Source organism: Nocardia sp. CA-135398, assembly GCF_050955845.1.
Taxonomy (GTDB): domain Bacteria; phylum Actinomycetota; class Actinomycetes; order Mycobacteriales; family Mycobacteriaceae; genus Nocardia.
The window spans coordinates 4,477,642-4,491,004 of the sequence record NZ_CP192084.1 but is presented as its reverse complement, the minus strand read 5'-3'; the positions used below and the strand labels follow the sequence as shown (position 1 = coordinate 4,491,004).

16 protein-coding genes and 1 pseudogene are annotated in these 13,363 nt (G+C 66.6%); 4 read left to right on the top strand and 13 right to left on the bottom strand.

All coding sequences use genetic code 11. The features are described 5' to 3' along the window. Nucleotides 1-101 precede the first annotated feature (101 nt). The 3 genes from ACQP1T_RS19710 to ACQP1T_RS19700 all read right to left on the bottom strand — a co-directional run bounded on the left by ACQP1T_RS19710 (nucleotide 102) and on the right by ACQP1T_RS19700 (nucleotide 1,539). Nucleotides 102-389, bottom strand: coding sequence for a hypothetical protein (locus ACQP1T_RS19710; RefSeq protein WP_433754523.1), 288 nt, complete (start codon nucleotides 387-389; stop codon nucleotides 102-104). Between the two features lie 8 nt (nucleotides 390-397). After that, complete coding sequence (locus tag ACQP1T_RS19705) at nucleotides 398-877, bottom strand: hypothetical protein (RefSeq protein ID WP_433754522.1); 480 nt, start codon at nucleotides 875-877, stop codon at nucleotides 398-400. A gap of 362 nt (nucleotides 878-1,239) precedes the next feature. Further along, nucleotides 1,240-1,539, bottom strand: coding sequence for a hypothetical protein (locus ACQP1T_RS19700; RefSeq protein ID WP_433754521.1), 300 nt, complete (start codon nucleotides 1,537-1,539; stop codon nucleotides 1,240-1,242). Between the two features lie 245 nt (nucleotides 1,540-1,784). On the opposite strand from ACQP1T_RS19700, the gene ACQP1T_RS19695 reads away from it, so the two are divergent. Further along, nucleotides 1,785-3,248, top strand: coding sequence for a multicopper oxidase family protein (locus ACQP1T_RS19695; protein ID WP_433754520.1), 1,464 nt, complete (start codon nucleotides 1,785-1,787; stop codon nucleotides 3,246-3,248). On the opposite strand, the gene ACQP1T_RS19690 is transcribed toward ACQP1T_RS19695, so the two are convergent. The 3 genes from ACQP1T_RS19690 to ACQP1T_RS19680 all read right to left on the bottom strand — a co-directional run bounded on the left by ACQP1T_RS19690 (nucleotide 3,215) and on the right by ACQP1T_RS19680 (nucleotide 4,916). Then, on the bottom strand, nucleotides 3,215-3,712 hold the full coding sequence (locus tag ACQP1T_RS19690; protein ID WP_433754519.1) for a DoxX family protein: 498 nt from the start codon (nucleotides 3,710-3,712) through the stop codon (nucleotides 3,215-3,217). The genes ACQP1T_RS19695 and ACQP1T_RS19690 overlap by 34 nt on opposite strands. 188 nt (nucleotides 3,713-3,900) lie before the next feature. Continuing rightward, nucleotides 3,901-4,452, bottom strand: a complete 552-nt coding sequence (locus ACQP1T_RS19685) for a hypothetical protein (RefSeq protein ID WP_433754518.1) — start codon at nucleotides 4,450-4,452, stop codon at nucleotides 3,901-3,903. Then, nucleotides 4,449-4,916, bottom strand: coding sequence for a hypothetical protein (locus tag ACQP1T_RS19680; protein ID WP_433754517.1), 468 nt, complete (start codon nucleotides 4,914-4,916; stop codon nucleotides 4,449-4,451). The genes ACQP1T_RS19685 and ACQP1T_RS19680 overlap by 4 nt, the downstream gene beginning before the upstream one ends. Before the next feature lie 120 nt (nucleotides 4,917-5,036). Here ACQP1T_RS19680 and ACQP1T_RS19675 point away from each other — a divergent pair. Then, nucleotides 5,037-5,221, top strand: a pseudogene (locus tag ACQP1T_RS19675) (amino acid permease); the annotation flags it as partial. 39 nt (nucleotides 5,222-5,260) lie between these two features. Here ACQP1T_RS19675 and ACQP1T_RS19670 read toward each other — a convergent pair. Both ACQP1T_RS19670 and ACQP1T_RS19665 read right to left on the bottom strand, forming a co-directional pair. After that, complete coding sequence (locus ACQP1T_RS19670; RefSeq protein WP_433754516.1) at nucleotides 5,261-5,392, bottom strand: hypothetical protein; 132 nt, start codon at nucleotides 5,390-5,392, stop codon at nucleotides 5,261-5,263. A gap of 482 nt (nucleotides 5,393-5,874) precedes the next feature. Then, nucleotides 5,875-6,180 carry a PadR family transcriptional regulator gene (locus ACQP1T_RS19665; protein WP_433754515.1) on the bottom strand — a complete coding sequence of 102 codons (306 nt, stop codon included), beginning with the start codon at nucleotides 6,178-6,180 and terminating at the stop codon, nucleotides 5,875-5,877. A 23-nt stretch (nucleotides 6,181-6,203) separates the two neighbouring features. On the opposite strand from ACQP1T_RS19665, the gene ACQP1T_RS19660 reads away from it, so the two are divergent. Beyond that, nucleotides 6,204-6,536, top strand: a complete 333-nt coding sequence (locus tag ACQP1T_RS19660) for a hypothetical protein (RefSeq protein WP_433754514.1) — start codon at nucleotides 6,204-6,206, stop codon at nucleotides 6,534-6,536. A 106-nt stretch (nucleotides 6,537-6,642) separates the two neighbouring features. Here the strand turns inward: ACQP1T_RS19660 and ACQP1T_RS19655 are convergent, their stop codons facing one another. Then, a complete protein-coding gene (locus ACQP1T_RS19655) occupies nucleotides 6,643-7,299 on the bottom strand; it encodes a response regulator (protein WP_433634819.1) in 657 nt (218 codons plus the stop codon). Further along, nucleotides 7,296-8,411 carry a sensor histidine kinase gene (locus ACQP1T_RS19650; protein WP_433754513.1) on the bottom strand — a complete coding sequence of 372 codons (1,116 nt, stop codon included), beginning with the start codon at nucleotides 8,409-8,411 and terminating at the stop codon, nucleotides 7,296-7,298. Before ACQP1T_RS19650 ends, ACQP1T_RS19655 begins: the two co-directional genes overlap by 4 nt. A 213-nt stretch (nucleotides 8,412-8,624) precedes the next feature. Here ACQP1T_RS19650 and ACQP1T_RS19645 point away from each other — a divergent pair, with 213 nt between their 5' ends. Then, nucleotides 8,625-9,050 (top strand): DUF6223 family protein, encoded by a 426-nt coding sequence (locus tag ACQP1T_RS19645; protein ID WP_433754512.1) that lies wholly within the window; start codon nucleotides 8,625-8,627, stop codon nucleotides 9,048-9,050. A gap of 35 nt (nucleotides 9,051-9,085) precedes the next feature. On the opposite strand, the gene ACQP1T_RS19640 is transcribed toward ACQP1T_RS19645, so the two are convergent. The 3 genes from ACQP1T_RS19640 to ACQP1T_RS19630 all read right to left on the bottom strand — a co-directional run bounded on the left by ACQP1T_RS19640 (nucleotide 9,086) and on the right by ACQP1T_RS19630 (nucleotide 13,354). After that, on the bottom strand, nucleotides 9,086-9,445 hold the full coding sequence (locus ACQP1T_RS19640) for a hypothetical protein (protein WP_433754511.1): 360 nt from the start codon (nucleotides 9,443-9,445) through the stop codon (nucleotides 9,086-9,088). Between the two features lie 1,283 nt (nucleotides 9,446-10,728). Further along, complete coding sequence (locus ACQP1T_RS19635) at nucleotides 10,729-12,225, bottom strand: FAD-binding oxidoreductase (RefSeq protein ID WP_433754509.1); 1,497 nt, start codon at nucleotides 12,223-12,225, stop codon at nucleotides 10,729-10,731. Nucleotides 12,226-12,949: 724 nt separating this feature from the next. Then, nucleotides 12,950-13,354: an arsenate reductase ArsC gene (locus ACQP1T_RS19630; RefSeq protein ID WP_433754508.1), complete on the bottom strand. Its 405-nt coding sequence runs from the start codon at nucleotides 13,352-13,354 to the stop codon at nucleotides 12,950-12,952. Nucleotides 13,355-13,363: the final 9 nt, after the last annotated feature.

The window sequence follows — 13,363 nt, the reverse complement described above, 5'->3', positions numbered from 1 at the left end:
GGGTAGGGCCTTTCAGGAAATTTGACGAACGAGTCGGACGAGAAACCGGATGCGGTGCCCGGGTCCCCTGGCTGTCGGGGACCCCGGCCGCGCAGGCAGGGTCACGCGTCGGTGAGGGCGAATTTCTTGGGGGCCGTGCACGTTTGGCGGGCGATGCCGCCGGTGGTGAGTTTCATCAGCGCGTTGTGTACCGCGCCGCTGGAGCGGTCGATGGCTTTGCCGATCTGATGCGGGGTGTAGTCCTCGCCCGGGTGATCGCGCAGGAAGTCCTCGACCGGTCCCCGCAACGCCCCAGGGGCCAGCCGTTCGGTCGACTCGGGCTGCGCCGCTGCCGCATCAGGGGCCGGGGCCGGGGCATTGGCGGCAGGGGCGGCGGGTTCGTCGCCCACGGTCGCGGCTACGGCCGTGTCCGCCCGGTATCGGCGGGCGCGCCGGGGACCGGTTCCGTCCCGTCAACGCTCACGGATTGGGGCGGCTCAGCGGCAACCGGTTCGGGCACAACCGATTCGGGCGCGGCCGGTTCGGCCGGTTCGGGTGTGGTGACCTGTTCGGCGGTGGTCGACGTCTTGGCCGCGCGGGGCGATTCAGGGTCGCGGTGGGAGCGGGCGATTCCGGCGGTTTCCCAGGCCGTCAGGATGCGCCGCGCAGTGGAACCGGAGATCCCGGCCGCACCCGCCAACTCATCGATGGTGAATCCGGGATAGTTGCCCAACGCCGCCCACACCGCTTTTTCGGTGTCGGTGCGCAGCACGGGCACACCCACGCCCTGTTCGCCCACAGGGGCTGCCGGGGCGGGGTCGGTGGTCGGGTCAGGGGTCGGGGCGGGGTCAGGGGGCGGCTGCTTGCTGGCGGTGGTCTTCTTCTTGCGTGTGGACATGACAGGTCCCTCCGTGAATTCGGGATTTCGTGTGGGTGTTCGGTCATGTCCCGGCCGGGACGGAAACCACACCGGATCGGGGGAAATCCCCCGGAGGGTTCGGCATTGTTCCCGTCCCTATGGACGCTCGATACCCGTGCCGATGTCAAGCGGGTCGTCAAAAGAAAATCCGCGCCCTGAATTCCTCTCGTCGGTTTCCGGAATTCCCTCAGCCCGAGAGGAATTCGACAATTCCGCACTCCCGACCGTGAGTCGGATGTACCGCCAGGGCCGACCGGAACGAGGCCACCACCGCGCGGGCGCGGTGGTGGCGGTGGAGGTGAGGCGGGGCGGGGTGTGCCTGCCCGCACCCGGCGAGGGTGTTATGCGGTGCGTACGGCGGTGGTGGCGGCGCGGGCGGTGGTGGCGGGGTCGGTGATGGTGTGGACGGTGGCCCCTGCGAGAGGTTCGGTGTAGAGGGTGTTGGGTTCGAGCCACAGCACCGCGCACCCGCTGGCGCGGAGTCGGTCGAGGCGTTGTTGGGCGATGCGGCGGGGTTCGGCGTTGAAGTTGCCGTCGGAGATGATCACCAGCAGGCGGGTGTTCTCGCGGCGCGAGAGCCCGAGCGCGCCGTCGAGTGCGTCGATGGCCTCGTCGATGGCCTTGTAGTTGTCGTTGGACACAAGACGTTGACTCGTCGGCGGGCGAGGGCTGTCGAGCTGCTCGATTGCAGCTCTCGCCCGCTCTTGCGACCTTGGCCGCATCACGCTGTACCGGCTGAGTCCGCGAGGGTAGGCCGAGGCACGGTTCCCGCGCGGCCTGCCCCGCGTGCGCTGGCAGCGGCGATAGGCCCGGTCGCGCCACTTCAGCACTTCGTCGCGAGACGATATCGTGGTGCGACATCGGCTTTCGATATCTGGAGGGGTGGATGCGAGTGAACCGTCGTGAGTTCCTCGGGATGACCGGCGTGGTGGTGGCGGGCGGTGGCGCGGCAGCAGTGGCGGCCGGGTGTGACCGGTCGCCTGGGACGGCGAAGGCCGATCACACGCTGCATATCGGGCAGGGGCAGGTGGAGGTTGCGCCGGGGCGAGTGGTGTCGACCACGCTGTACAACGGTCAATTTCCGGGCCCGCTGCTGCAGTTCACCGAAGGCAAACCGGTGGTGGTCGATGTCCACAACGACACCGGCACGCCTGAGCAGTTGCATTGGCACGGGCAGGCGGTGCCTGTGGAGGTGGACGGGTCGGCTGAGGAGGGCACCCCGTTCATTCCGGCGCATGGGATGCGGCGGTTGTCGTTCACGCCGGGCCCGTCGGGGCTGCGGTTCTATCACACGCATCTGGTCGCCGGCGCGGACTTGAACCTGGGCCAGTACAACGGGCAGGTCGGGCCGGTATACATCGAGCCGAAGCAGAATCCCGGCGCCTATGACCGGGAGGTGTTCCTCACGCTCAAGGAGTTCGGGCCTTCGCTGAGCCAGGGCGGGGACATGGCCGCTGACTTCCTGGCCGGGGAACCGGTTGCGGAGTTGCGCGACAAGGGTGAGGCGGCGATGGCGGCGTCGCTGGCGTCGGGCAAGCCGCACGGCTACGAGGTCGGCTACGACACCTTCACGATCAATGGCCGCATGCTCGGCCACGGCGACCCGATCCGGGTCAAAGAGGGCGAGCGGGTGCTGCTGCATGTGGTCAACGGCGGCGCGACCGAGAACCGCAGCCTCGCCCTGCACGGACACACGTTCACGGTGCTGGCGTTGGACGGCAACCCGGTGCCGAACCCGGCGCGGGTGCCGGTGCTGTGGCTGGGTACCGCCGAGCGGGTCTCGGCGGTGGTGGAGATGACCAACCCGGGCGTGTGGGTGCTCGGTGACCTCTCCGACGACGACCGCGACAACGGCATGGGCATCGTCGTCGAATACGCCGGCCGCACCGGAGACCCGCAATGGGTACCGCCGCCGCCGTTCACGTGGGACTACCGGCTGTTCACCCGATCCGGTGCGACCTCGGCGGAGCCGGAGGAGCAGATCGAGCTGCTGATCGAGAAACGCAACGCCGACCGCGACGGGTACAACCTGTGGACTCTCAACGGTGTCGCCTTCGACATGGACACCGCTACACCGGTGTTCGACTTGGCGCATGGGCGCCGCTACCGGCTGCGGTTGCGCAACGCCACCGACGACATCCACCCGATCCACCTGCACCGCAACACCTTCGAGGTCACCCACATCGCGGGGACCCCGACCGCGGGGTTGCGCAAGGATGTGGTGATGCTCGGCGGCTACCACGAGATGGCGATCGATGTCGTCGCCGACCAGACCGGCGCGTCGCTGCTGCACTGCCACCAGCAGTTGCACATGGACTACGGGTTCATGGCACTGCTGCGCGTCGGCTGAGCACCCCGCGCGATCGCGGCGTCCAGCGACCAGCGGCCGGGGCCGACCCACAGCAGGAAGATCAGCCCGAGCAGCATCGCGAAGTCGGTGCGGGCGTCGTGTGCCATCCCCCAGAAACCTTGTATGCCTTGGAATCCGCCGGGCCGCAGCTCGCGCAGCTTGGTCAGCACAATCGCCCCGCTGATGTCGACCAGCAGCGGCACCGCCGCCAGCCGGGTCGCCAATCCGATGACGATCAATGCGCCGCAGGCGATTTCGACGACCCCGTCGAGGTTCGCGAAGAACGTCGCCGCTGGTATTCCGATCTTGTCGAAGCGGCCCGGCCCCAGCTTGTCCGGGTAGAGGAACTTCTGGATCCCCTCACTCAGGAACACCAGCCCCACCGCCACCCGGATGCAGATCACCGCCGCCGGGCTGTCCGCGCCCAGGATGCGCGGCCACGACCACCGCTGCGTTCCCGTCATCGGCACTCGCCTCCCGATATCGTCACCCGATATACGTCGGATCGAGCGTACTCATCCAGCACAGCGCGGGCGTGGAACAGCGCAGATTCCCGGACTGCGCGCGGGCGCCGTTTTCCGATGAAGTCCCGCCTGTCCGCTGACGACGACGTCGGGTCCTCCCGTTTCTCGCAGGCCGATCGCCGCCGCTGTTATGCGGTCGCGCTGGTGGCCGACGAGTGCGGTACCGGCAGTGGGCGCTGGAGCAGCGGGACGACCAGCGCCCATGCGCTGCACAGGAATCCGGCAGCGAAGCAGATGCCCCGCATGTAGACACCCCACACGGTGAACGTGTCGAACGCGTGCTGCAACGCGGCGGTGTCGGTGTCGGTGATCGTGCCCACATGCTGCATCGTCGGGGCGGCGATCACGGTCGAGACAGTCGCCCCGAGCACCGCCACCACTGCCAGGTACAGCGGCACCCGGACCGCGCGCCATGCGAACCGATCCCGCCGACAGGCGATAACAGCCGCGAAAACCAGGCCCCACCAGAGGATCCCGCCGATCGGGTATACCACCTCACCCGGCCCCAGATCCGCATGCCGACTGTAATCGGCCCACGCCACCACCCCCAGATCCCGCCACGCGACCGTGGCGACCAGTGCACGGTCCAGCAGTGATCCGAACAACGCGCCGACCACCACGGTCGCGACAACCAGAGCCTCGGCGACCGTCAGGCGGCGGCGAGCCGATCGCCTGGTCACGGCCGCACTCCCCGGGCCGGTGTCACGGCGTGCTGATCGGCTGCGCGGGAACCCTGCCCACGACCTCGCGCGAGCAGTGCCTGGATACCGATCCAGCAACCGATCACCTCCAAGACAATCAGCGCCACGGCCGTGACCCGGAACCACAACGCCCAATCCGACGCGGGAACACCGAATACGCTCTCGGGCCCGGAACCCGCGAAATGCGCGACAACGCCGATGGCGAGCATCACCACCATCGACACCAGAATCACCGCACCCGCCGCACCGAACCTGGACCGCCACAACAGGATCAACCCCAGCAGCGCAGCGATGTTGACAGCGGTGGCGAGCACCAGAACCGTCGGCGGGGGCAAGCCGGGCGGAATCCGTGCCACCACGACCAGATGCCCGGCGAACACGGCCACATGAGCGACGACTACGACCGCGGCCAGCCGTACCAACGCGGGATGGGGTGAGTTCATCGTTCCCCCATATGTCGGATCACTACATGAAGGACTACCACCTACCAGGGTATCGCTTCCCGATATCGGCTATCGTCACGAATGTCCGTTCGTATGACTTCGGGAGTGCGTGTGTCCACCATGCCGACCTCCGGCCGGACCGGCCCTCACCTCCAGCGTCGGCTCGGCGTGGGTCACGCGGTGGTGATCGGGCTGGGATCGATGATCGGCGCCGGGATCTTCGCCGCACTTGCCCCGGCCGCGGCGGCGGCCGGGTCCGGGCTGTGATCGGCCTGGCGGTCGCGGCGGTGGTCGCCTACTGCAACAAAACCAAACAGCCCTACCGCGTCGCGGCCACCGCCTGATCAGACGTCGCGGTCCTCGGCACTGCGAGCCTTCGCCGACGCGCCGCGCTGCCACCAATCGATGGCCTGGCCGTCATCGGCCATGCGCTCAATCAGGTGCGCGGTCGATTCCACCTGGACCGGACTGGGCACAAAACGACCACAGCTGCCGGGCCGCCCGATGGAACTAGTGGATCACCGCATCAACCTCGAACGCGTCCTGCTCGCCGCCATGAAACCAGTCCACCGCCGGCCTACATGCTCAATGAGCACACCGAGCTGCGCCTCGTGATACGCAGCCACCAAATCACGGGCAGCCCGCCGTTCAGCCTTCGTCGCCACCCAAAACACGCTACCGACAACCAGCTTCACCCAGCATCGTCACCAGCCAGAACATCGACCCCACGACCTGACAACGGACATAGGGACACCCCCGCGAAGGCCGGCCGCACCGCCTGATTCCCGCCCTCGGTGCCGCCGGATGCGTGATCCTGGCCTTCGCCTTGCCCGTCTCCTCGGTCCTGTCCGGCACCGCGGTCCTGGCCATCGATGCGCTGGTCTACCTCATCCGCCGACGACTCGCCCCAGCCCGGCGGTGAGCACAGCGTCCGCGTGAGCCGCCGGTAGTGGCTGGCTCACGCGGTGTGCTCGCCGAGCACCTCACGCGCCAACTCCGCCAACGCTTTCCGGTCGGCGGCCAAGGCCGCCAGCCCATCCGAGGTCGCCCGATACACCCGCCGCACCCGGCCGTCCACCACCTGCTGCTCCGAAACCAGCAGCCCATCGGCCTCGAGCCGATGCAACGTCGGATACAACGTGCCCGGACTGATGCCGTACCCGTGGCGCGCCAGCTCCGTGGTCAGCCACGCACCGTGCACACCCTCCTCGGCCGCGTGATGCAGGATGTGCAACCGCACCGCCCCCCGCTGGAACTCCCGCACCCCGCACCACCACCCTCGAACATATGACGAAACCGATATCGGCAACCGATTCTACCCACGCATACCACCCCGGAAGCCACCACGCGGCAGGACCTCCGAACTGCGGCAAGCCCGTCAGAGAGTCGATCACGATCGGATCGACTCCGATCACCGTCCGCGACGCCCGGGATGCCTACCTCGATGCGGTCCGGTCGCCGAACACCCGTCGCGCCTGCGTCATCGCCGTCTACACGACCGCCCACCGGCTCGGTCAAGCCATCGAAACCCTGTGGGGCGAGGCGGCGGTCAACACCTGGAACGCCCGACGTGCCGCCCTCGCCTGTCTTGTTCGGCGGGTTCAGCGGCGGTCGTTGTAGCTGCTGACTCTAGTGGACCGGAGTGCGCGGTAACTAGCCGATTACGGTGCGATGGTCTGGTCCTTGGCCGCTGCAAGATGGTTCACCGGACTTCCGAGCGGGATTGTCAGGAGTTGTGCGGGATGACCAGACCGGATTCATAAGCCAGGACTACGAGTTGCGCGCGGTCGCGGGCATGGAGCTTGATCATGGCCCGGTTGATGTGGGTTTTCGCCGTTAGTGGGCTGATGACCATGTGGTTTGCGATCTCGTCGTTGGACAGGCCCTGCGCGACGAGTGTGACGGCCTCGCGTTCGCGGGTGGTCAGTTCCTTCAGTCCGGCGCTGGTGTTGGGTGGTTGGGAGAGATACCGGTGGATCAGGCGGCGGGTGATCGACGGGGCGAGCAGAGCGTCACCACGAGCGGCGACGCGAACCGAATGCAGAAAGTCTTCCGGGCGAATGTCTTTGACGAGGAAGCCGGCCGCGCCCGCGCGTAGTGCGTGGTAGACGTATTCGTCCAGGCCGTAGTTGGTCAGGATGACTACGTGCACACCGGTCAGGGCCGGGTCTGCCGCGATGTGCCGGGTTGCTTCGATGCCGTTCATCCCGGGCATCTGAATGTCGATGAGCGCGATGTCGGGCAGGTGTCGCCTGGCCAGCGTCAGACCCTCGCGCCCGTCGGCGGCCTCGGCCACCACCTCGATATCGTCTTCGAGGTCCAGGAGCGCGCGGAATCCGCTGCGGATGAGTGGTTGGTCGTCAACCAGTAGGACGCGAATCATGTTGGTTCCACGGGGAGTTCGGCCTGTACGGAGAACCCGCCGTCGCTTCGTGGTGCCGCCCGGAGTTGGCCACCGAGCGCGTTGACGCGTTCGCGCATCCCGAGCAGTCCAACACCGTGGACGGGCGAGTTATGCGGTCCGGCCTTGCCGTCGTCGTCGACCCGAATGATCAACGCGTCGGGGCGGTAATAGATCCGGACCGATGCCCTCGTGGCGGCGGCGTGCCTGGAGATGTTTGTCAACGACTCCTGAATGATTCGGTAAACAGTCCGGTCCACTGCGGCGGGCATATCCACGCGTGGTCCTTCGATCGTCAGCGTCGCGTCCAAACCCGTTGTGCGGGCGCGTTCCACGAGGTCCGGGACGTGGTCGAGCCCTTGTCGTGGGGCGGTGCTGTCGTCGCGCAGCGCCTCCAGTGTCGCTCGCAGTTCCCGCGCGGCCTCGCGACCGGCCTCCCGAATCGCGAGCAGCGCCTCCGGCGCCGCTTCGCCCCGCTTGAGCGCCACATGGACGGCAGCCTCGGATTGCACCTTGATGACCGAGATCTGGTGCGTGAGTGAATCGTGCAATTCTCGCGCGATATGCAAGCGCTCTTCGTCGGCGCGGCGCCGCGCGGTCTCCTCGCGGGTGCGCTCGGCCTCGTCGGCTCGCCGCTCTGCCTGCCGCAGTGCCTCTCCCGCCGCACCGGCCGCGATGAGCCAGGCGAGTTGGAGGGCATCGCGGGCCTGCGTGAACGCCTCACCCACGGACCAGTCGTGATGCGCGAGGAGCATCGCGAACGGCAAAGTGACCACCATGAGCAGCGAACCCGCCACCGCGATGAGGTGATGTCCGGCCCGGACCGTCGCGTACACCGCGATCAGGAAAGCGATGGCGGCCACATCGAAACCGATTGCCTGGTAACCCAATACGCACAACCCGCTCACAGTCAGCACGGTGACCGGAACCCAGCGGTGCGCGGCCAACCCCAGGCCGCCGACTATCAGCAACGCATAGCCCAGCATGTCGAGACTTGTGGGAGAGCGTTGCCCGGACAGACCGGCGCCCAACAGGATGGCCGCCGCTCCGACGGCGACCGCCCAGTCTCCGATCCGGATCGGTGCCCTGCTCATGTGTGCACCCTAACTGGAATCTCGCCTGGGCAACTCCCGCGTACGGACGATGAGTCCGCTACTGCGAACGCGGTAGTTTCGCGGCTTCTACCGCGTCCGGAGCAGTTGTCTACCGCAGCGGTGGCAGCGCGAATTGTCCACGTCTGCAGGATGTTCGGCGGTCGGTCGGCGCACATGATGAAGCGACATCGAGCCATCGACACAGGGAGTCTCATGTCTATCCGTCATCTGCCCGCTGTCCTAGCACCCGGCCTGCTCGCAGGTATCGTCCTCGCCGCACCAGCGACCGCCTCGGTCCAGCAGACTGCCGCCGTCACCGGGATGACGTCCGGGCGGCTCGGTCCGAGCCTGACCGCGCTGGTGGGGCTGGTCGGTGTAGTGGTCGGCGTTCTCGTCCTGGCCCGCGTCGGTCGTTTCGGCACGGGCAATGAGCGGCGAGGCGCGGTGCTGGCCTTGGCCTCGGGGCTGCTCAGTCTGGTCCTCGGTAGCGTGTTCGCGGCCACCGCCGATGGTGGTCCCGGCACCGGCAACGGGATAGTCGGGGCTTGGGTGGCCATGGCATTCGGTCTGATCGGCTTGGTCCTCGGCGGGTTGGGTGTGAACCGCTCCCGTCGCATCGGTGGCCTCGGCGATCGCTGATGGGACGGGCGTAGCGGGTCAGCTGAAGACCGGTGCTAGTGGGTCGAGCCCAGCAGGTATTCGGAGAGATGGGTGCGGAGGGCGCGTGCCGTGCTCTCGACGAGGGCGGGGGTGCCGCGTTGGGGGGCGTCGAGAAATTCGGTGCCGCGCAGCGGATGGGCGGCCGGTCTCGGGTAGAGCCAGGCGTGGAAGTGCGCGATGCGGTCGCGGGTCGAGACGAGGTGCACGCGTTCGGCGTCGGTGGTTGCCCGTAGCGCCCGACCGAGAACGGAACACAGCGGATCGAAGGTCGCGGCTTCGGCGGCGGCCATATCGGCGAAGTCGACGTAATGCCGCCGCGAGGTGATTCGCAGCGCGCCGGGCATGGTCGTGGCCGGTTCGCCGGGGGCCACCAACCAGTGTTCATCGCGATGGAGGATCCAGCCGCCGAACGGTTCGGCAGCGTCGTCTCGTGCCAGGACACAGTAGGCAGGCGAGCCGGTGCAGTGGCTGCTTCTCCCAAGCTGGATTCGCTGACGCGGCCTGGACTGCCATCGGGGTCATCCGGAACTCCCGTCAGCTTCGCAGCTACGCCGACCCGCACCGCAGGGCCGGGAAAGTTGAAGACCTTGATGCATACAAGACGCGGGTGTGGTGGCAGCCGACGTACGCCCGGCGTGATCTGGGTTTCGGGCCGCGCAGGGGCTATACCGCCCGGTTGCTGACCGCTATGCGTCCGACGTATAGCGCGGCCGTGGCAAGGGGTTGTGTCCGGCAGAGTGGTGTACCAGCTCGCTGATCGAGCAGTGAGTGTCGAACCCCGGACAGGCGTAATTCACTACGCAAATGATGTAGAGAGTCCCCTCGAAGCCGTGACACGACACGTGACGGCCACCTACAAGTGCAGTCGAGATGAAAGATGCTCAGCTGCAGCCTATTACGGTAGAAACACTCCACCGATGGCGTTGAACCAAACATCGGAATGCCTATATTAGATGTCGTCGAACACATGGTTTAGGCAAATCTGCCGCACGTAGGGGTTCAAGTCCCCTCTCGTGCATTACTCGAGCACGTATTTGCATCAAATTTGATCCAAATACCTGCTCGGCTGGAGGATCGACGGTCCGGCTACGAGAAGCGCTTATGCAACTGTTCGAACCGGTTCCCCAGGTCCGTGTAGATCTCCAACCACCCACTGCTGGCCGAGATCTCACACAACGGTCCGGTCGGCGCGAAAAGGTCTCGGAGGTCGGATAACCGACTCACATCCCACTGCAACTGCGCAGCGTGATCGGTCAAATCGGCGACGACTGTCCGTCGTGGTCTCCCAGCACCGATCCCGGCTGTGGCTCGGCTGAACACCTGCTCCCATGCGGCCAGTACGTCAGAAATAACCCTCCTGTGTTCGAGTGAACTTCGCCGGGTGCTCCACCACGCACGATCCGCGCAACTGAGCTGTCCGCGTGCACGAGGGCTTCCTCGCGACACGGTGCGACGTATACCCAGACACCGGCGTCATACCCATCACCGGACACGACCGGTCGCGTGTGTCCAGAGGTAGCGCTCAGGTGGCGGATCGGACCGGCCCCGCCAGCGGCACGCACCGCGCTTTGACGTGTGCTCAGGCGGGTGGACGGTAACGAAACCCTCGGGGCCGCCGACGGCCAACCGGGAGTTGCGAGCAGCGGCGAACTGTCGATCAGTGTGACGCAGGCGGGATGCTCTGCTCGTACTGGAAGACGTTGTGGGGGTCGTACGTCGCCTTGATCCTGCGCAGCCGCTCGAAGTGCTGGCTGCCCCAGTAGGCGGTTCGCCACTCTTGCATTCCGACGTTCGGCACGTTGACGTAAGCGCCGTCCGTAAAGGGCCGCAGCGCCTGGCTGAACTCGGCGGTCCATGCCTGGGCCTGCGCGGTCAGCGGGTCGCTGACGCCTGGTTGTGGTGAACGAGTCCCCCAGGCCGCACCGATCTCGCCGTAGAAAAGGGCGTCGCGATGGGCGAACGCCGTGCCGCCGGGGGGCTCGGTCTTGATCGCCCCACCGAAGGCATCGACAAAGTAGTTGCTCTCCTCTGTGGGGGCGTTGCGCATGAAGTCGCCGATGATGTCGATCGCGTTCTTCGGGAACCGTTCTTTGACGAACTGCGAGAAGAACTTCCAGTTCGCGGGCTCTTGCGCGAGCGGGACCTGGGATCCGGCAAAGATGTCGCCCCAGTTACCGACCTGCACCGTGACATCGGGCGTGCCGACCGACAGGATCGGCGCCAGCATCTGCCTGGCCTGTGCCGCTGCCCCGTCCACAAGCCACGCGGACAGCAGGATCTGGGACTTGTGGATCTCGAGCTCGGATCCCAAACGGCTGTCGGCGGACGGAACCGTACGCTGCCATGCTTCGAAGACCCCGGACAGGTTTCCGAGGCCATCCCATGTCGCCTGCACATAGGCGAGATGCTCGAGCGGATACACCTGATAGGTGAGTTGGGTGACGATCCCGAAGTTGCCGTTTCCCGCCCCGCGAAGCGCCCAGAGCAGGTCCGAGTGGTGCTGTGAGTCCGCGTTGATCACCTCGGCGCAGTCCTGACCCGACGCGATGACGACCTCGGCCGCCATCAGGCTGTCGCAGGCCATACCGAAACTGCGGTTGAGGGGCCCGAGGCCACCGCCGAGTGTCGCACCGCACAGGCTCACGCTGCCCTCGCTTCCGGTTGTGACCGCAAAGTTCTGCTTCGCGAGTGTCGTCACGGCTTCCAGTTGGGTCAGCCCGGCACCGACCGTCGCGATGCGAGCGCCGGGGTCGATCTGGACCGATTTCAGCCCGCTGACGTCGATGACGATGCCGTTGTCGATGTTCGACCAGCCCTCGAGGGCGTGGCGGCCGCTGCGCACCCGCAGCGCGATGTCGTGCTGTCGCGCCCACATCACGGCGTTCACCACATCCTGGGTTTCCTGGGCAAACGCGATGACCAGCGGATAGTGAGAAAAGAGCTGGTCCCAGCCGAGTCGCGCATCCGTGTACGACGCGTCACTGGGGCGGACGATGTGGCCGGTCAGCGTCGTGGGCGGGCATCCTGGGCTCCTGGTGGGGCTCGCGTCCGCAATATCCGGCGTGTCCGCGGCCGTAAGGCCCGAGACAACGCCTACTCCGACGCCAGCGGCCACCGACGTCCTGAGCAGGTCACGGCGAGAAAGATCGCTCAAGGTTCAGATCCTCTCAATCGGTCTACGCCAGTACCGGGCTGCCAAGGGAACTCTTACCCGCTGGCCGCCGAACAGTCCTTTGTGGTCTACCCCCGCACGGTAACGGGATGACGTGGTGGTGTGTCCCGACACGCCAATCGAGAACGATGACGACCGCCTGAAGGAGTAATGGACCGAGCACACGCTCTACTCCGCGAGATTTGACGGCTTTCACGATCGCCGAGTGCATACCGTCGGCCACCGAATGGGTCGGGATGATCGCGACATCACCAAATCCCGGCGCCTCCAGGTGGTTTCGATACTCGGTGAACGACAGGGCACCTGCGATGCAGCCGACGTAGTCCCCGCGCTCGGCGCGATCGGCCGGGCTCAGGGCGTCCTCGGCGACGACGTCGGAGATCCCCGTCCGTCCGCGCGCGCCTCTGGGCGAACACTGCGGGCTCGTCGGTCGACAGGTTGATTACTCAATTGGAGATCAGATCCACCAACAAGTCCCCTCCAGACGTTCGGTAGCCGTACATCTGCCGCCACGAATCATCCATCTATCGCGCTCCCCGCCAGCGTGGTCGACGAGTACGGCCGCTCAGGTAGGGATTACTCAATCGCGACCTTTCGGCGCGGCGCTGCGGGAGCCAGCCCTGTACCGGAGCCGATCGACACCACGTGCCCAGCGCCATGGTGCGGACTCGAGGTCCACTTCCACGAGAATATGGGCTGTTTGCGGTCAGTCGATGCCGAGTTCGTGGAGCAGGTCACGGACGCGCCGCTGGATCTGGTCGCGGATGGCGCGAACCGCGTCGATGCCTTGTCCGGCGGGATCGTCGAGTTCCCAGTCCAGGTATCGCTTTCCGGGGAAGAAGGGGCAGGCGTCTCCGCAGCCCATGGTGATCACGATATCGGCGGCTTCGACAGCGGCTTGGGTGAGGACTTTCGGGGCTTGGCAGGAGAGGTGTATGCCGACCTCGGCCATCGCCTCGACGGCGACGGGATTGATGTGCTCGGCGGGGGCCGAGCCTGCGGAGCGGACTTCGACGGCATCGCCGGCGAGGTGGGTGAGGAAGGCTTGGGCCATTTGGGAGCGTCCGGCGTTGTGGACGCAGACGAACAGCACGCTGCGCTTGGGCGGCATTGCGGGAGG